The sequence below is a fragment of the Jannaschia marina genome, assembly GCF_013404595.1.
Lineage (GTDB): Bacteria > Pseudomonadota > Alphaproteobacteria > Rhodobacterales > Rhodobacteraceae > Jannaschia > Jannaschia marina.
Genome location: NZ_JABVAX010000006.1, coordinates 118,925 through 134,986 on the forward strand (window position 1 = coordinate 118,925; position 16,062 = coordinate 134,986).

Genomic DNA, 16,062 nt, shown 5'->3' on the forward strand with positions numbered 1-16,062 from the left:
CGCTTCGGGCCGTTTTGCACATCCGGGCCAAGTCGGTGCAGATTGCGGCGCGGCGCGCGGGACGCTACCCCTGCCCGGTCTGCCCCCCGCCGGAGTGCGCCATGCCCGTCCTGAACCCGCATCTCGTCGCGACCTTTCCGCCCCCGGTGATGGAAGCGCGCCGATGGATCGAGGGGGCCATCTTTCCCGCCGACCGCCCGCTTCTGAACCTTAGCCAGGCTGCCCCTGCGGACCCGCCGCCAGAGGCCCTGCGCAGGGCCATGGCCGAGATCGTCCTTCAGGATCCATCGGCGCATATGTACGGCGCGGTTCTCGGCCTGCCCGAGTTGCGGGAGCGAGTCGCTTCCGAAACCGAGCGGCTCTACGGTGGCGCAGTCACGCCGGCACAGGTCGCCATCACCTCGGGCTGCAACCAGGCCTTCGCCGCGGCCGTCTCGACCCTCGCCGTCGAGGGGGACAACGTGATCCTGCCACTGCCCTACTATTTCAACCACAAGATGTGGCTCGACATGCAGGGTATCGTGGCGCGCACGCTCGACACCGACGCGAGCCTGCTGCCCGACCCCGAGGCGGCTGCCGCGCTGATCGACGCGCGCACGCGCGCCATTGTCCTCATCAGCCCGAACAACCCCGGGGGCGTCGAATATCCGCCGGCGCTCCTCGCCGCTTTCCGCGATCTCTGCCGCGCGCGGGGCCTCGCGCTGATCGTCGACGAGACCTATCGCGACTTCCACGCCGAGCCCGGCGCGCCGCACGACCTCTTCACCGATCCGGACTGGGACGACACGCTGATCCAGCTCTATTCCTTCTCCAAGGCCTATCGCCTGACCGGGCACCGCGTCGGGGCCATCGTGGCCTCCACCGCCCGGCTGGCCGAAGTCGAGAAATGGCTCGATACCGTGGCGATCTGTCCCACGGGCCTCGGGCAGAAGGCCGCGCTCTGGGGGATGGAGAACCTCGGCGACTGGCTGGCCGGGGAACGCGAGGAGATCCTGCGCCGCCGCGCCACCATCGCCGACGGTTTCACCGCCCGCTCCGAATGGACGCTCATGGGATGCGGGGCCTATTTCGCCTATGTCGGCCATCCGTTCGAGGCGCGTTCCGACGCCGTCGCCAAGGCCCTCGTGCAGCGCGCGTCGCTTCTGGTTCTTCCGGGCACGATGTTCGGGCCGCTGCGAACCGAGGGCGGCACGGGTCGCGCCGAGGGCAGCCTGCGGATCGCCTTCGCCAACGCCGATGCGGACGGCATCGCCACCCTCTTCGACCGGCTCGACGATGTGACACGCACCGGGCTCTGATCCGCTTGCCCCTGCCCGGCCCCCGCCCTATCAAAGCGCGACATTTTCGGGGGGCCGTCGAATGGCTGAGGAAGAGCGCCGCAAGAAGAAGAAATCGAACGTCGTCGTCTGGGCGATCCTGGGCCTTCTGATCCTGGCCATGGGCGGCTTCGGTGCGACCGGCTTCGGCAGTTCGCTCTCGAGCGTGGCGAGCGTGGGCGACCGCGACATCACCGTGCAGCAATACGCCGACGCGCTGCAGGCGGAGCAGTCTCGCGTCGGGCAGCAATTCGGCACCCGCCTGACGATGCAGCAGATGCAGGTTTTCGGCCTCGACCGCGCCGTGATGGAGCGGCTCCTGGCCGGAGCGGCTTTGGCCGAGGAGGCCGAGCGGCTCGGGCTGTCGGTGGGCGACGCGCAGGTGGCGCGCCGGATCCGCGAGAACCCGGCCTTCGGCGGCCTCGCCGGTGGATTCGACCGGGAGGGCTATGCCTTCGCGCTCGACCGCGCGGGCCTGACCGAACAGGCCTACGAAGCGCAGGTGCGCGACGAGATCGCGCGCGAGATCCTCCAGGCCGCCATCGTCGGCGGCACCGCGGCCCCGGCCACCTACGTCGACACGCTCACGCGCTACGTGGCCGAGACCCGCGACGTCACCCTCGCCACGGTGACCGAGGCCGACCTCCAGGCCGGCGAAGTGGCCCCGACCGAGGATGACCTGCGCACCTTCTACGACGAAAACCCGGACGCCTTCGAGGTGCCGGAGCTGCGCGCGATCACCTATGCCTGGGTCACGCCCGACATGATCCTCGACGACATCGAAAACGATGAGGACCAGTTGCGGCAGGCCTACGACGAGCGCGCCGCCGACTACATCCAGCCCGAGCGCGTGCTGGCCGAGCGTCTCGCCTTCAGCGACGAGGCGGCGGCGGAGGCGGCGCGCGCGGCCATCGAGGCCGGCGAGACCACCTTCGACGCGCTGGTCGAGGAGCGCGGATTGACGCTCGAAGACGTCGATCAGGGCGAACTCGCGCGCGACGGCCTGAGCGACGCGGTGGCCGAGGCCGTCTTCGCGCTGGAGGAGCCGGGCATCGCCGGGCCGGTGCCCACGGCGCTCGGTCCCGCGCTTTACCGCGTGAATGCCCTGCTCGCGGCCAGTGAAGTGCCTTTCGAAGAGGTTCGCGACGATCTTGCCGCCGAGGTCGGGCTCGACAGCGCCCGCCGCCGCATCGAAGCGACCCGCGAGGAACTCGACGACCTTCTGGCCAGCGGAGCCACGCTCGAGGAGTTGGCCGAAGGCAGCGAGATGGAGCTGGGCACCCTCCGCTGGGATGCCGCCGATGCGTCGCAGGGGGCCGACATCGCGGCCTACGACGCGTTCCGTAACGTCGCCGAAGTGGCGGCCGTCGGCGATTTCCCCGAACTCGAGGAGCTGTCGGACGGCGGGCTCTTCGCGCTGCGCCTCGACGAGGTGATCGCGGCGCAGGTGCCGCCCTTCGAAGACGTGCAGGCCGAGGTCGAGGCCGCGTGGCGCAGCGACGCCCGCGCCCGCGCCCTCGTCGCCCGCGCCGAGGCGGTCGCCGAGAGCGACACGGCCGCGCTCTCCGCACCGGCGGAGGCGATCGAGGGCCTCGCGCGCGACGCGACGCTCGAAGGCACGCCGCCCGAACTCGTCGCGCGTATCTTCGAGGCCACTGAGGGCGAGACCATCGTGGTGCGCGGAGACGACCGGCGCGCCTTCATCGCCACGATCGACGGCGTCAACGTCCCCGACCTGAAGGCCGGCGAGGCCGAGGACATCCGCACGGCGGTCGAGACGCAGGCCGGCCAGGGCATCGCCGCCGACGTCTTCTCGGGCTACGGGGCCGCAATCCGCGACGCGGCGGGCTTCACCGTCAATCAGGAGGTCGTGCAGCAGGTCCAGTCGCAACTGGGCGGCGGTGCGCCGATGGGCGGACACGGGGGATGATCGCCCCCGATTTCGCGACCTTCGAGGCGGGCTTCACGCGCGGCGAGAACCAGGTGCTCTGGGCGCGGCTGCCGGCCGATCTCGACACGCCGGTCTCGCTGATGCTCAAGCTCGCCGAGGCACAGCCGCATTCCTTCGTGCTCGAGTCCGTCACCGGGGGCGAGGTGCGGGGGCGCTACTCCATCGTGGGCATGAAGCCCGATCTCATCTGGCAGTGCCACGGCACCGGCAGCCGCGTGAACCGTGCCGCGCGCTACGATCCGGCCGCATGGGAGGACGCGGGTGCCCCGCTCGATGCGATCCGCGCCCTGCTCGACGAGAGCCGCATCGACCTGCCCCCTGACCTTCCGGCCGCGAGCGCCGGGCTCTTCGGCTACCTCGGCTACGACATGATCCGGCTTGTGGAGCATCTGCCGGACGTGAACCCCGACCCGCTCGGCCTGCCCGATGCTGTGCTGATGCGGCCCTCGGTCGTCGCCGTGCTCGACGGTGTGAAGGGCGAGGTCACGCTCGTCGCGCCGAGCTGGAGGGCCGGGGCCACGACCGCGCGCGCCGCCTATGCGCAGGCGGCGGAGCGGTTGCAGGACGCCCTCACCGCGCTCGACCGCGCCGTTCCCCGCACGCAGGACATGGCCGAGCCCTTCGAACTGCCCGAACCGGTATCGAACTTTACCAAGGACGACTACGAGGCAGCCGTGGAAGCCGCGCAGGCCTACATCCGCGCGGGCGACATCTTTCAGGTCGTGCCCTCGCAGCGCTGGACCTACGACTTCCCGCTTGCCCCCTTCGCGCTCTACCGCGCGCTCCGGCGCACGAACCCCTCGCCCTTCATGTTCCACTTCGACATGGACGGCTTCCAGATCGTCGGCGCGAGCCCCGAGATCCTCGTCCGGGTCTTCGGTGAGGAGGTCACGATCCGCCCCATCGCCGGCACCCGGCCGCGCGGGGCCACGCCCGAGGAGGATGCCGCACTCGAGGCCGATCTGCTCTCGGACGAGAAGGAACTGGCCGAGCACCTGATGCTCCTCGATCTCGGGCGCAACGATACCGGCAAGGTCTCTAGGATCGGGACGGTGCGGCCGACCGAGAAGTTCGTCATCGAGCGCTACAGCCACGTGATGCACATCGTCTCGAACGTCGTCGGCGCGCTCTCGGAGGAGCACGACGCGCTCTCGGCGCTGCTCTCGGGCCTGCCGGCGGGCACCGTCTCTGGTGCGCCCAAGGTTCGTGCGATGGAGATCATCGACGAGTTGGAGCCGGAGAAGCGCGGTGTCTACGGCGGTGGCGTCGGCTATTTCAGCGCGGGCGGCGACATGGACATGTGCATCGCCCTGCGCACCGGCGTCGTGAAGGACGGCAAGCTCTACGTGCAGGCCGGCGGCGGCGTCGTCTACGACAGCGACCCGGAAGCGGAATGGCAGGAGACGGTCAACAAGTCCCGCGCGCTGCAGATGGCGGCGCGCGAGGCGGGCCGGTTCACGGGCGGCGGCAACCGCTAGCGCCGCGACAGGATCCGATCGAGCGCGTTCATGAAGGCCGCGCGGTCCTTCGGCCCTAAGGGAGCCGGGCCGCCGCCCTGCCCGCCCGTCATGCCTTCGAGGCCGGGCCGGAGCTCGTGCATCAGGTCACGCGTCGCCACCGTCTCGCCGATGCTTGCCTCGGTGAACTCCCGCCCGCGCGGGTCGAGCGCCACACCCCCCGCCTTCACCACCCGCTCCGCCAGGAGGACGTCGGCGGTGACAGTCACGGTGCCGGCGCGGGCGACGGCGGCTATGGCATCGTCGGCGGCATCGAAGGCATCGCCGGCCGCGAAGCTCTTGAGGAGCGGATGCTCCGGCAGGCGCAGATAGGTCGCCGCCACGAAGATCGCCTGCAGCTTGCGGCGCAGGGCGACCTCGATGATCTCCCTCTTCACCGGGGAGGCATCGGCGTCGATCAGGATCATCGTGATGGCGGTCATGCGAAGTGGCTTTCGTCGAAGGGCACTTTCAGCAGCCCCCGTGCCGTCTGCACCCCGAGGCACCCCGGCGCAAGCGTGACGCCCTCGACCGTATGGCACCCGTCGAGCCGCAGGAGCGCGTGGGGAATGACGTGCCGCCCCCGGCGCAGCACGGTCGGCACACCGGCCGCCCCGACCCGGCTCCGGCCAAGCGCCGCGGCGAAGCCCTCCGCCCCGGCGCAGATCGCATCCTCCACGCAGATCAGCCCGCGCGCCAGGGCCCACATGCTGCCGCGGGCCCCGTTCGAGAACCAGAGGTTCGTCACTGGCAATTGCCGCGTCTTGCGCAGGGTCAGTATCGTGTCGCCCTCGGCATGCCGCTCCACCGCCGTCCAACCGAGCGCCGGGCCACCGACGAGCGTCGCGAAGTCCTCGTGCGCTGTCGTCGGGACGTCGACCAGTGGCGAAAGGTGCGTGTCCTGCGGCAGGAACGGAGCCTCGGCGGCAAACGTCAGCAGGTGATCGGCCCCGCTGCGGACCGTGCCGCCACCATGCGCGGCGAGGATCGGATGATGCGCGAAGGTCGACGGCGCATCGAGGTCGAGGAGGTGGGTCTGGTAGAGGACGGGATGATCGTCGCGCAGGACAATCCGGGCCGTGATCGCCCCGCGCGACAGGCGACGGCACGCCACAAGCGCCCCGGGTGCCGCGCGCAGCCTGTGCCACGGGGCGTTGGCCGCAAGGCCGTGCGGCGGGCCGCAATCGACATCGTCGCGGCCGAAGGGCGCGCAGGTGAATGTTCCGCCGAGCAGGCGGTCGACCGGGTGCAGCGTGGCATCCGCCTGCACCGATGGGTCGTCGCGCCAAGGGGCGGACCAGAGCACCTGGACGCCGGCAATCTCCAACACGGGCAAATGACCGACGGCCGGCTCCCATTCCGCCCGGATGCCCCGTGCCTGCAGGATCACGCGAGCGCCCGCAGCCCCTGCGCCAGGACCATCGCGTCGGAGCCCATGCAGACGACGCGCGCGCCCGCCGCAATCCAGCGTTCGGGGTCGGCGGCGAAGATGCCTGGCGGCGTGCCGGTGGCCGCGATGCGCGCGATCGCATCTTCGAGCGCCGCGTGGACGGCGGGGTCGGAGGCGTCGGTTCCCATGTCAGCGGCAAGATCGGCGGGGCCGAGGAAGACGCAGTCGACTCCCGGCACGGCACAGATCGCCTCCAGATCGGCGAGCGCGGCGCGGCTTTCGGCCTGCACCCAGACCGAGATCTCCGCGTTGGCCCGATTGACGTAGCCCGGATCGAGCGAATACATCGCCGCGCGCGCGACGAACGCCCCCATGCCACGCCTGCCCTGGGGCGGGTAGCGACAGCCGGCCACGGCGCGCGCGGCGGCGGCGGCATCGTCCACCATCGGCACGAGGACCGTGCGCGCGCCGAGGTCGAGCGCCTGCTTCAGGAGCCAATCCTCATTCGCGGGCACCCGCACGACGGCCTCGGGGGCCGCGATGAGGCGCGCGCGGATGTCGGCCACGTCCCAGGCCCCGTGTTCGCCGTCGATGCAAAGCCAGTCGAAGCCGGCCGCCGCGGCGAGTTCGGCGACAGCCGGCCCCGGCAGGTTCTGCCAGAGGCCACGGGTCACCTCGCCCCGGGCAAGACCGTTCTTCAAGTTGTTCATAGCTCCGGCCTGCCACGGGTGATTGATCCGAGCAAGACCGGTCCGGCTTGTGCGGATTTTCGCACAAGAGAAGCAAGATCTGTTAACAACACCTCCCAACCATCTGACAAAGATAAAAGACCGCCTCAGCCCAATTCCGCTGTTGAACGGTGCATCGCGACTGCTAGGCTTTCGGCGACGCGGGGAGCCACCCCGCGCACAGGGAGGATACGACATGAAAATTCTGACGACGGCATCCGTCGCCGCGATCACCCTTGCCTTCGCCGCCGAGGCGATGGCCACCGAATGGAACGTCTCGGTCTGGGGCAAGCGCCGCGCCTTTACCGAGCACATCGAGAAGATGGCCGAGATCGTCGCGGAGGAGTCGAGCGGCGAGTTCACCATGGCGATCAGCTACGGCGGCCTGTCGAACAACCGCGAAAACCTCGACGGCATCTCCATCGGGGCCTTCGAGATGGCGCAGTTCTGCGCGGGCTACCACCGCGACAAGAACCGCGCGATCACCGTGCTGGAGCTGCCCTTCCTCGGGGTCGAGACGCTCGAGCAGGAGGTCGCGGTCGCCAACGCCGTCTACGGCCACCCCGCCGTGGCCGAGGAGATGGCGCAGTGGAACGCGCGCATCCTGATGACGAGCCCCATGCCGCAGTACAACATCGTCGGCACCGGCGAGCCGCGCGACACCGTGGAGGAGTTCGACGGGATGCGGGTGCGCGCGACCGGCGGCATCGGCTCGGTCTTCGAGAGCGTGGGCGCGGTTCCGACCTCGGTGACCGCGACGGAGGCCTACAACTCGATGGAATCGGGCGTCGTCGACTCGGTCGCCTTCGCGCAACATGCCCACCTCAGCTTCGGGACGATCGACATCGCCGACTGGTGGACCGAGAACCTGAACCCCGGCACGGTGAACTGCCCTGTGGTGGTGAACACCGACGCCTACGAGGCCCTCTCGGACGAGCACCGCGCGATCCTCGATGCCGCGGTGGAGGCCTCGATCGACCACTACCTGACCAACTACGCCGAGCTTCTGGAGGGTTGGGAAACCACGCTCTCGGAGAAGGGCGTGGAGAAGGTCACGGTGGCTCCGGAAGAGATCGCCAAGATGCGCGAGAACGCGGGCCCCATCCACGAGGCCTGGATCGAGGAGGCCACGTCGAACGGCCTGCCCGGGCAGGAGCTTTACGATCTAACGGTTCAGGCGGTCTCGGACAACGCGCCGTCGAACTGATCCGCTGACATCGGGGGCCTGCGCGTCGATGGCGGCGCGCGGGCCCCTTTCGCCTGACAGGGGACACACCATGTCGACGCCCTCCTCGGTCCTGACAGACGACACGCGGCTGTCGCGGGCCGACCGCCTGCTGCTGCGCGTCGAGGCGCTCTTGAACCTCGCATCGGGCATAACGATCTTCGCGCTGGTCCTGCTTGCCATCGCCAACGTACTCCTGCGCAAATTCCTGAACGCGCCTGTGCCCGGCTACATCGACTGGACCGAGCAGTTCATGGCGATCTTCGCCTTCCTCGGTCTCGCCTATGTGCAGCGCGAGGGCGGGCATATCCGCATGGACCTGCTCGTGGGCAAGCTGCGTGGGCGGCTTCTGTGGCTTTTCGAATTTCTGTCCGTGCTCTTCATGCTGCTGGTCACGACCGCGCTGATCTACGGGGCCTGGTTCCACTTCGACCGCAGCTTCGACTGGAACGCCCCCAACTTCTCGACCGACTCGAGCATCGACATCGCGTTGCCGCTCTGGCCCGCGAAGCTGGCCGTCCCGGTGGCCTTCACGCTCCTCTGGTTGCGGCTGGCATTGCAACTCTGGGCCTACGGACGGGCCATTCGCACGGGAGCGGAACGGCCCGTCGCCGTACCGCTGATCGAGGACCCGGCGGAGCAGGCGAACAAGGAAGCGGCGACGGTGGCGGACTGATCCATGGATGCTCTGATCGACATGAAGGCCCTGCTCGAGGGCGTCGACGTCTTCACGATGTCGCTCTGGCTCTCGGGCCTTCTCCTCGTGCTCGTCGTGATCGGCGTGCGCGTGGCGTTCGCGGCGGCCTTCATCGGATTCCTCGGCCTCTGCCTCTTCTTCATGCAGAAGCAGGGCTTCGACCGGGGCCTCGTCACGGCAATGAAGACGGTCGGGCAGATCCCGCATTCGAAGGCGACGCAATACGCGCTCTCGCTCATCCCGACCTTCATCCTGATCGGCTATCTCGCCTATTACGCGGGGCTCACGCGCTATCTCTTCGAGGCGGCGAAACGCTGGGTCGGCTGGGTGCCGGGCGGGCTCGGCGTGGCGACGGTCTTCGCCACGGCAGGCTTCGCCGCCGTCTCGGGGGCCTCGGTCGCCACCTCGGCCGTCTTCGCTCGCATCGCCATCCCCGAGATGCTGCGCGAAGGCTACGACAAGCGCTTCGCGGCGGGGGTCGTCGCGGCGGGCGGCACGCTGGCCTCGCTCATCCCGCCCTCGGCCATCCTCGTGATCTACGCGATCATCGTGGAGCAATCCGTGGGCAAGCTGCTCCTCGCGGGGTTCCTGCCCGGCATGGTGTCGGCGCTCATCTACGGCGGCCTCGTCATCGGGTTGGCCAAGATACGCCCGAGTCTCGGGCCGGCGGTGGGCGGCTATTCCTGGGGCGACCGCTTCCGCGCCCTGCCCGGCGCGATGCCGATCCTGCTCGTCGTCTTCATCATCGTGTATTCGATCTACTTCGGCTGGGCCACGCCCACCGAGGCCGGGGCCCTCGGCGCGGGCGTCGTCCTCGCCATGGCCGTCTGGCAGGGGATGCGCTTCGGGCAGCTCAAGGGCGCACTGATGGAGGCGGCAAAGCTCACGGTGATGATCTTCGCGATGATCTGGGGCGTTCTGATCTACGTGCGCTACCTGGGCTTCGCCAAGCTGCCCGACGCCTTCGCCACCTTCATCGCGGGCCTCGACTATCCCCCCTACCTGATCCTTCTCGCGATCCTGCTGGCCTATGTCGTCCTCGGCATGTTCATGGACGCGATCGGGATGCTGATCCTGACGCTGCCCGTCACCTTCCCGGCCGTCATGGCCCTCAATGGTGGCGTCGGTGGCGAGCCGGGCTCGCTTGGCATGACGAACGAGGAGGCCGCGATCTGGTTCGGTATCATCGTGGTCAAGATGGCGGAGCTCTGTCTCATCACGCCGCCCATCGGGCTCAACTGCTTCGTGGTGGCGGGCGTGGCGCAGGATGCGAAGATGGACATCTCGGTGTCGGACGTCTTCCGCGGGGCCTCCCCTTTCTTCGTGGCCGACGTCATCACGGTCGCCGTCCTCGTGGCCTTTCCGGGGATCGTGCTGTTCCTGCCAGGCTTGCTGTGACAGGCCGGCAGGGAGGCCACCTCAGCCACGGGTCATGAAGTCGGGATTGACCACGCCCTTGAAGCAGCGCGGCAGGTACGGATAGGCGTCGGTCGCGAAGTAGGTATACGTCCCGTCGACGAGCATCCCGTTGCATTCGTCGAGCGTGCCGCTCCCGGCGCTGTACTCGAAGTCTTCCTCGTAACTGCCGTCGTGGGCCCCATGCGGCGGAGTCGGCCGCGATCCCGCCTTGAGCACGTAGGAGGAGGTCGCCGTCGCGGGGCTGTAGCGGATCTCGAAACCGTCGGGCGCATAGCCCAGAAGACCGCCTTCGGCCTGCGCCTCGAGGGACGGCGAGACCCCATGGTAGTGGTAGAGCCCCGCGCGGTCGACATGGCCGTTCTCCGCATCCATGCCGAGGCTGCGCGGATCGTGCATCGCCTGCTGACGCCAGCCGCTGGAGGGATCGGGACCAAGCTGACGCCGCCCGTCGGGATCGTAGTATCCGGCCGTGTAGGGTCGGAAGGGCACACCGGTCAGCGACACGCCGACGGTCATCAGCCCGGTCGTCACCGTCCCGGCCATCTGCGGCGTTTCGGGGAAGCAGAACGTCAGGCGCTGGAGACGGAAGGTATTCGGGTTAGCGCGGTTCGGGAATCGTCCCATGGCGTGATCGGGCACCCCGTTCGATTCCGCGCAGATCATGTCTCCGCGCAGATCCCAGGTGACATCGTTTTCATGGGCTGACCCCGGCGTCGACACGAGCAGGACGGAAAATGCGAGGGCTTTCAATTCGGGTTTCATCGGAGCGCTCCGTATGGGGACAAGACCCCTCTTCCACGGCCCGGCTCCGACAATCCGTCGCCCATCAGGCGCAATAAATGCAAACAAAACGACTTGGTGCGGCAATTTTCTCCTGCTGGACTGTTGACCCTGTCGTTCCAGACGGTATTCATACTCTCACAAAGGACACGGATATGAACACGCTTCTCGTAATCGTCGGAACAGGGTGCATGGGCTGAACTTCAGCAACCATAACGGTAACCATGTGCCCCCGGAGCTGACCCCTCCGGGGGTTTTTCGTGAAGCGGGCCAAACGAAGGATGGATGAGATGAGCAAGCAGATGACCGGGGCGCAGATGGTGGTCAAAGCCCTGCGCGATCAGGGGGTCGACACGATCTTCGGATACCCCGGCGGCGCCGTGCTGCCGATCTACGACGAGATCTTCCAGCAGGCCGAGATCAAGCACATCCTCGTCCGCCACGAACAGGCGGCTGTCCACGCCGCCGAAGGCTACGCACGCTCCACCGGCAAGCCGGGTGTCGCGCTCGTCACTTCCGGCCCCGGGGCCACGAACGCGGTGACCGGCCTGACGGACGCGCTGATGGATTCGATCCCGATCGTCGTGCTGTCGGGTCAGGTCCCGACCTTCATGATCGGCTCCGACGCCTTTCAAGAGGCCGATACCGTCGGCATCACCCGCCCCTGCACCAAGCACAACTGGCTGGTGAAGGAGACGGACCGCCTGCCCAAGGTCCTGCACGAGGCGTTCCACGTCGCCACCTCGGGCCGTCCGGGCCCGGTCTTGGTCGACATCCCGAAGGACATCCAGTTCGCCAACGGCCACTACACCGGCCCCAAGCAGGTCGAGACCTCGCACTACCAACCCAAGCTGAAGGGCGATGCGGAGGCGATCGAGCAGCTGGTCGACCTGATGGAGCGGGCGGAGCGTCCGATCTTCTACACCGGCGGCGGCGTCATCAACTCGGGCCCCGCGGCCAGCCAGCTCCTGCGCGAATTGGTGGACGCGACGGGCTTTCCGATCACCTCGACGCTGATGGGTCTCGGGGCCTACCCCGCCTCGGGCGCGAAGTGGCTTGGGATGCTCGGGATGCACGGTCTCTACGAGGCGAACATGGCGATGCACGGCTGCGACCTGATGATCAACGTCGGCGCACGGTTCGACGACCGGATCACGGGGGTCATCAGTGCCTTCTCGCCGCGGTCGACCAAGGTGCATATCGACATCGACCCCTCGTCCATCAACAAGGTCGTCAAGGCCGACGTTCCGATCCTGGGCGATGTGGGCCATGTGCTCGAGGACGCGCTGCGCCTCTGGAAGGCCCGCGGCCGCAAGACGAATGCGGGTGCCGTCCAGAAGTGGTGGGGCCAGATCGAGGAATGGCGCAAGATCGACTGCCTGAAGTTCACGCAGTCCGGGCCGACGATCAAACCGCAGCACGCCCTCGCAAGGCTCGAGGCGCTGACGAAGGACCATGATCGCTACATCTGCACCGAAGTCGGACAGCACCAGATGTGGGCCGCGCAGTACTTGGGGTTCGAGGCCCCGAACCGCTGGATGACATCGGGCGGCCTCGGCACCATGGGCTACGGCTTTCCAGCCTCGATCGGCGTGCAGGTCGCGCACCCGGAGGCGCTCGTCATCAACGTCGCGGGCGAGGCGTCCTGGCTGATGAACATGCAGGAGATGGGCACTGCCGCGCAGTATCGCCTGCCCGTGAAGCAGTTCATCCTCAACAACGAGCGCCTTGGCATGGTCCGGCAGTGGCAGGAGCTTCTGCACGGCGAGCGCTACTCGCACTCCTGGTCGGAGGCCCTGCCCGATTTCGTGAAGCTCGCCGAGGCGTTCGGGGCGAAGGGCATCCAGTGTTCCGACCCGGACGACCTGGACGAGGCGATCAAGGAGATGCTGGCCTACGACGGTCCGGTCGTCTTCGACTGTCTGGTCGAGAAGCACGAGAACTGCTTCCCGATGATCCCCTCGGGCAAGGCGCACAACGACATGCTGCTCGGCGACGCGGAAACGCAGGGCGTGATCGACGCCAAGGGATCGGTACTGGTCTGATGAACCGCATCTTCCCCGCACCGGTGCTCGGCCTCGCTCTGGCGGTTCTTCTGACCGCCTGCGTCGGGGCCACGTCGGAGCTTGCCCGACAGTTGCAGGCAGACCCGGCCGCCGAAGGACCTGAGGCCGCGCGCAGCATCCACGCCGACCGGACCTTCATCACCTACAACAGCTTTCACGGAACGCAGATCGAATACCACGGGACCGACGGCAAGGCGCACCTGTGGTATCCCGGCAATTTCTCGGGTGTTCCGTCGAACTGGAAGATCGAATACGATGTTAGGAGCCGGAGCCACGACATCTGCTGGCAATATCCCGTCCGATCCTACAATCCCGTGACGCGCCAGCGGGGCGGCCGATTCGATTGTCAGCCGAACCGGTTCTATTTGGCAGGTGTGACGCAGATTCTGGCCGGAGATCCCTTCAACCTTGCCTCGGGGCGGATCCCGTTTCGGCTGTCCAAGGAACGACATGACGCCGAGGCACTGGCGAGAATGGCGAGGATTCCTCCCAACCGCATCCGAACGATCTACAAAGCCGACTGACGGTCCCACGCGACGTCTTCCGATTGGTTGCGACGGGGACCTCTTCATCCCCGTCATCGCCGCCGCCAACGTCCTCTCGTTCGGCACGGTCGCGCTTCTGCTGCCGACGTCCGCGGTGCGCGCACGGGTACTGTCGCTGGAAAGATAGGTAGAGCGGGCCATCGGCGCGGCGGTCGTCTTCTGCGGTGGCACGCCCCTCGCGACCAGCCGCTGATACTGAGCCGAGGCTCGGCGCAGGCAGCCTTCCGCCCGCGCCCGGTTCGCATCACCGATCCAGCAGTCCGTCCTCGGCGAGGTCGGTCTCGACCTGCGCGATTTCCTCGCCCTCGATCGTGCCCGAGCCGTCGCCGTCGTAGCGGTTGAAGAGGAGCGCGTTGTACTCCGCCTCGTCGACGCCGCCGTCGCCGTTGAGATCCATGTTCACGTATTCGCCGACCTCGCCAAGGCCGTTGCCCCATTCCGTCTCGTTCAGCGTGGCATCGGCGTCGACGTCGAAGCGCGAGAACGTGCCGAGGTTGCCGAACCCGTTCACGAATTCCTCCGGATCCAGCGCGCCGTCGGTGTTCACGTCCCAGCTCGTCTGGGCCGTCGCGGCGATGGCCGTGGTGGCCAGGATCAGGGCCGCGCTGATCATGCTTTGTCGTGTCATCGGTCTCTCCTCGGCTGCGGGCCCGGTCTCTCCGCACCCCTCCGCGAAGCTCTCGCCCGCGCGTGCTGCACCGGCCAGTCCCCTGCGCGCCGCGCGCGGATTTGCGATGCCCCGCGCCGAAGCACCGGCGGGCCGCCGCCCAAAAACCGGCGGAAATCCGTCGCCCCGTGCTTGACGACGCGGCACACCGCCGATGCTTTCCATCTCCGGCGAAACACGGCAGAAGAGACGAGCACCACCCGGGGAGAGACGATGTCCGCGCTGAAACTGAAAAAGGGCTCGACCAGCCATTCCGCCTACAACCTGCGCCCGAATTTCTCGGACGTGCAGGAGCGCCACACGCTCGCCGTGCTCGTCGACAATGAAGCCGGGGTTCTCGCGCGGGTGATCGGGCTCTTTTCGGGGCGCGGCTACAACATCGAGAGCCTGACCGTGGCGGAAGTCGACCACGAGGGGCACACCTCTCGCATCACGGTCGTCACCACCGGGACGCCGCAGGTGATCGAGCAGATCAAGGCACAGCTCGGCCGGATCGTCTCCGTGCGAGACGTCCATGACCTGACCGTCGAGGGCAAGCCGGTGGAGCGCGAGCTGGCGCTCTTCAAGGTCGCCGGAACCGGCGACAAGCGGATCGAGGCGCTGCGGCTCGCCGAGATCTTCCGCGCCAACGTCGTCGACAGCACGCTCGACAGCTTCGTCTTCGAGATCACGGGAGACGTCGGCAAGATCGAGGCCTTCGCCGATCTCATGCGGCCCATCGGCCTCGTCGAGATGGCCCGCACAGGTGTCGCCGCTCTGGCGCGCGGGGCCGAATAGCGCGCCCGTCGCGGCAGCGAAACCTGAAGCAGGAAGATTGAATTCGACTTGAATGGTCCCGGCTTCTTCCTGCCGGAAATACTCACGATACGACGCGCGCCGTCGGCTCCGACGTCAGCCCGAGAAGCGCGCCCGCAACGCCGCGTCCACCGGCGGCGTCACGAAAGAGGAGACGTCGCCGCCGAGCCGCGCGATCTCCTTCACGAGCTTCGAGGCGATCGCCTGGTGCTGTGCCTCGGCCATCAGGAACACCGTCTCGATCTGGTCGTCGAGCAAACGGTTCATCCCGACCATCTGATATTCGTACTCGAAATCCGCCACCGCGCGCAGGCCGCGCACGATCATCTGTGCGCCGACGTCGCGCGCGCAGTCGATGAGCAGGTTTTCGAACGGATGCGCGACGATCTCCGTGCCCGTGCGATCCGACCAGAAGGCGCATTCCGCCTCTACCATCCCGACCCGTTCCTCGAGGTCGAAGAGCGGTCCCTTGTCGCGGTTGATCGCAACGCCGATCACCAGTCGATCGACGAGCGTGCAGGCGCGCTTGATGATGTCGATGTGGCCCTTTGTGATCGGGTCGAAGGTGCCGGGATAGAGGCCGGTGCGCATCGCAGAACTCCCGCAAGTCAAGTGCGACAGGCCTGACACGGCCCGCCTCGGGGTTCAAGCGCGGCGGCGCTTGCCGCGCCAGGCAAGACTGCGGGCATTGAGCGTGTCGAGGTCGGCCGTACCGGCCAGGACCGCCTCGCCGGTCTCGATCGCCCGTCGCAGAACCGCATCGGACGCGTGCAGGTAGGCCGGACGCCCGGCGATAGCGTCGTACCAGACACCGCCCGTCGCATGATCGAGGAGGATCCGTTGAAAGCAGTGGTTGAGCCGGACGGGCCAGCCCGGCCGCGCGGCTGCGGGCAACTCGCGGTTCGTGAGAGCGAGCCAGCGTTCTTCGAGCCGCCGCCGGGCTTCGGTTTCGGCGAAAAGGTCCGGCAGTTCGCCGGCCATCGGCGC

At 67.9% G+C, this 16,062-nt stretch carries 16 protein-coding genes; 9 read left to right on the forward strand and 7 right to left on the reverse strand.

The annotated features are described in order from the left end of the window. The first annotated feature begins 101 nt into the window (after nt 1-101). From HSX43_RS12120 to trpE, 3 genes are all read left to right on the forward strand, one after another. A complete protein-coding gene (locus tag HSX43_RS12120; RefSeq protein WP_179380400.1) occupies nt 102-1,298 on the forward strand; it encodes an aminotransferase in 1,197 nt (398 codons plus the stop codon). 61 nt (nt 1,299-1,359) lie between these two features. After that, nucleotides 1,360-3,246: a peptidylprolyl isomerase gene (locus HSX43_RS12125; protein ID WP_179380401.1), complete on the forward strand. Its 1,887-nt coding sequence runs from the start codon at nt 1,360-1,362 to the stop codon at nt 3,244-3,246. Further along, nucleotides 3,243-4,745, forward strand: coding sequence for an anthranilate synthase component I (gene trpE / locus HSX43_RS12130; protein ID WP_179380402.1), 1,503 nt, complete (start codon nt 3,243-3,245; stop codon nt 4,743-4,745). Before HSX43_RS12125 ends, trpE begins: the two co-directional genes overlap by 4 nt. On the opposite strand, the gene HSX43_RS12135 is transcribed toward trpE, so the two are convergent. The 3 genes from HSX43_RS12135 to HSX43_RS12145 are packed head-to-tail and all read right to left on the reverse strand — an operon-like array spanning nt 4,742 to nt 6,863. Continuing rightward, on the reverse strand, nt 4,742-5,206 hold the full coding sequence (locus HSX43_RS12135; RefSeq protein ID WP_179380403.1) for a DUF188 domain-containing protein: 465 nt from the start codon (nt 5,204-5,206) through the stop codon (nt 4,742-4,744). The two genes, trpE and HSX43_RS12135, sit on opposite strands and share 4 nt — an antisense overlap. Beyond that, complete coding sequence (locus HSX43_RS12140) at nt 5,203-6,153, reverse strand: hypothetical protein (RefSeq protein ID WP_179380404.1); 951 nt, start codon at nt 6,151-6,153, stop codon at nt 5,203-5,205. The genes HSX43_RS12135 and HSX43_RS12140 overlap by 4 nt, the downstream gene beginning before the upstream one ends. Further along, nucleotides 6,150-6,863, reverse strand: a complete 714-nt coding sequence (locus tag HSX43_RS12145) for an HpcH/HpaI aldolase family protein (RefSeq protein ID WP_179380405.1) — start codon at nt 6,861-6,863, stop codon at nt 6,150-6,152. The genes HSX43_RS12140 and HSX43_RS12145 overlap by 4 nt, the downstream gene beginning before the upstream one ends. A 214-nt stretch (nt 6,864-7,077) precedes the next feature. Between HSX43_RS12145 and HSX43_RS12150 the strand changes: the two genes are divergently transcribed. The 3 genes from HSX43_RS12150 to HSX43_RS12160 all read left to right on the forward strand — a co-directional run bounded on the left by HSX43_RS12150 (nt 7,078) and on the right by HSX43_RS12160 (nt 10,201). Then, nucleotides 7,078-8,088: a C4-dicarboxylate TRAP transporter substrate-binding protein gene (locus tag HSX43_RS12150; protein ID WP_179380406.1), complete on the forward strand. Its 1,011-nt coding sequence runs from the start codon at nt 7,078-7,080 to the stop codon at nt 8,086-8,088. A gap of 70 nt (nt 8,089-8,158) precedes the next feature. Beyond that, the gene (locus HSX43_RS12155) at nt 8,159-8,782 is read left to right on the forward strand and encodes a TRAP transporter small permease subunit (RefSeq protein WP_179380407.1); all 624 of its coding nucleotides are present in this window, start codon (nt 8,159-8,161) and stop codon (nt 8,780-8,782) included. Between the two features lie 3 nt (nt 8,783-8,785). After that, nucleotides 8,786-10,201 carry a TRAP transporter large permease gene (locus tag HSX43_RS12160; protein WP_179380408.1) on the forward strand — a complete coding sequence of 472 codons (1,416 nt, stop codon included), beginning with the start codon at nt 8,786-8,788 and terminating at the stop codon, nt 10,199-10,201. 21 nt (nt 10,202-10,222) lie between these two features. On the opposite strand, the gene HSX43_RS12165 is transcribed toward HSX43_RS12160, so the two are convergent. After that, nucleotides 10,223-10,984, reverse strand: coding sequence for a YHYH protein (locus HSX43_RS12165; RefSeq protein WP_179380409.1), 762 nt, complete (start codon nt 10,982-10,984; stop codon nt 10,223-10,225). Between the two features lie 308 nt (nt 10,985-11,292). Between HSX43_RS12165 and HSX43_RS12170 the strand changes: the two genes are divergently transcribed. Next, complete coding sequence (locus HSX43_RS12170; protein WP_179380410.1) at nt 11,293-13,047, forward strand: acetolactate synthase 3 large subunit; 1,755 nt, start codon at nt 11,293-11,295, stop codon at nt 13,045-13,047. Further along, nucleotides 13,047-13,592 carry a hypothetical protein gene (locus HSX43_RS12175; RefSeq protein WP_179380411.1) on the forward strand — a complete coding sequence of 182 codons (546 nt, stop codon included), beginning with the start codon at nt 13,047-13,049 and terminating at the stop codon, nt 13,590-13,592. Before HSX43_RS12170 ends, HSX43_RS12175 begins: the two co-directional genes overlap by 1 nt. A gap of 265 nt (nt 13,593-13,857) precedes the next feature. Here HSX43_RS12175 and HSX43_RS12180 read toward each other — a convergent pair whose 3' ends face one another. After that, nucleotides 13,858-14,241 carry an EF-hand domain-containing protein gene (locus tag HSX43_RS12180; RefSeq protein ID WP_179380412.1) on the reverse strand — a complete coding sequence of 128 codons (384 nt, stop codon included), beginning with the start codon at nt 14,239-14,241 and terminating at the stop codon, nt 13,858-13,860. Nucleotides 14,242-14,493: 252 nt separating this feature from the next. On the opposite strand from HSX43_RS12180, the gene ilvN reads away from it, so the two are divergent. Continuing rightward, a complete protein-coding gene (ilvN, locus tag HSX43_RS12185; RefSeq protein ID WP_179380413.1) occupies nt 14,494-15,057 on the forward strand; it encodes an acetolactate synthase small subunit in 564 nt (187 codons plus the stop codon). Between the two features lie 114 nt (nt 15,058-15,171). On the opposite strand, the gene coaD is transcribed toward ilvN, so the two are convergent. Next, nucleotides 15,172-15,666: a pantetheine-phosphate adenylyltransferase gene (coaD, locus tag HSX43_RS12190; protein WP_179380414.1), complete on the reverse strand. Its 495-nt coding sequence runs from the start codon at nt 15,664-15,666 to the stop codon at nt 15,172-15,174. Nucleotides 15,667-15,720: 54 nt separating this feature from the next. Further along, nucleotides 15,721-16,056, reverse strand: a complete 336-nt coding sequence (locus tag HSX43_RS12195; protein ID WP_179380415.1) for a GCN5-related N-acetyltransferase — start codon at nt 16,054-16,056, stop codon at nt 15,721-15,723. Nucleotides 16,057-16,062 lie beyond the last annotated feature (6 nt).

What these genes read in the sequence shown, in the direction of transcription:
- HSX43_RS12160 (WP_179380408.1), top strand. Translation starts at nt 8,786, where the DNA reads ATGGATGCTCTGATCGACATGAAGGCCCTGCTCGAGGGCGTCGACGTC.
- HSX43_RS12155 (WP_179380407.1), top strand. Translation starts at nt 8,159, where the DNA reads ATGTCGACGCCCTCCTCGGTCCTGACAGACGACACGCGGCTGTCGCGG.
- HSX43_RS12170 (WP_179380410.1), top strand. Translation starts at nt 11,293, where the DNA reads ATGAGCAAGCAGATGACCGGGGCGCAGATGGTGGTCAAAGCCCTGCGC.
- HSX43_RS12145 (WP_179380405.1), bottom strand. Translation starts at nt 6,863, where the DNA reads ATGAACAACTTGAAGAACGGTCTTGCCCGGGGCGAGGTGACCCGTGGC.
- HSX43_RS12195 (WP_179380415.1), bottom strand. Translation starts at nt 16,056, where the DNA reads ATGGCCGGCGAACTGCCGGACCTTTTCGCCGAAACCGAAGCCCGGCGG.
- ilvN (WP_179380413.1), top strand. Translation starts at nt 14,494, where the DNA reads ATGTCCGCGCTGAAACTGAAAAAGGGCTCGACCAGCCATTCCGCCTAC.
- trpE (WP_179380402.1), top strand. Translation starts at nt 3,243, where the DNA reads ATGATCGCCCCCGATTTCGCGACCTTCGAGGCGGGCTTCACGCGCGGC.
- HSX43_RS12125 (WP_179380401.1), top strand. Translation starts at nt 1,360, where the DNA reads ATGGCTGAGGAAGAGCGCCGCAAGAAGAAGAAATCGAACGTCGTCGTC.
- HSX43_RS12150 (WP_179380406.1), top strand. Translation starts at nt 7,078, where the DNA reads ATGAAAATTCTGACGACGGCATCCGTCGCCGCGATCACCCTTGCCTTC.
- HSX43_RS12180 (WP_179380412.1), bottom strand. Translation starts at nt 14,241, where the DNA reads ATGACACGACAAAGCATGATCAGCGCGGCCCTGATCCTGGCCACCACG.
- HSX43_RS12175 (WP_179380411.1), top strand. Translation starts at nt 13,047, where the DNA reads ATGAACCGCATCTTCCCCGCACCGGTGCTCGGCCTCGCTCTGGCGGTT.
- HSX43_RS12120 (WP_179380400.1), top strand. Translation starts at nt 102, where the DNA reads ATGCCCGTCCTGAACCCGCATCTCGTCGCGACCTTTCCGCCCCCGGTG.
- HSX43_RS12135 (WP_179380403.1), bottom strand. Translation starts at nt 5,206, where the DNA reads ATGACCGCCATCACGATGATCCTGATCGACGCCGATGCCTCCCCGGTG.
- HSX43_RS12165 (WP_179380409.1), bottom strand. Translation starts at nt 10,984, where the DNA reads ATGAAACCCGAATTGAAAGCCCTCGCATTTTCCGTCCTGCTCGTGTCG.
- coaD (WP_179380414.1), bottom strand. Translation starts at nt 15,666, where the DNA reads ATGCGCACCGGCCTCTATCCCGGCACCTTCGACCCGATCACAAAGGGC.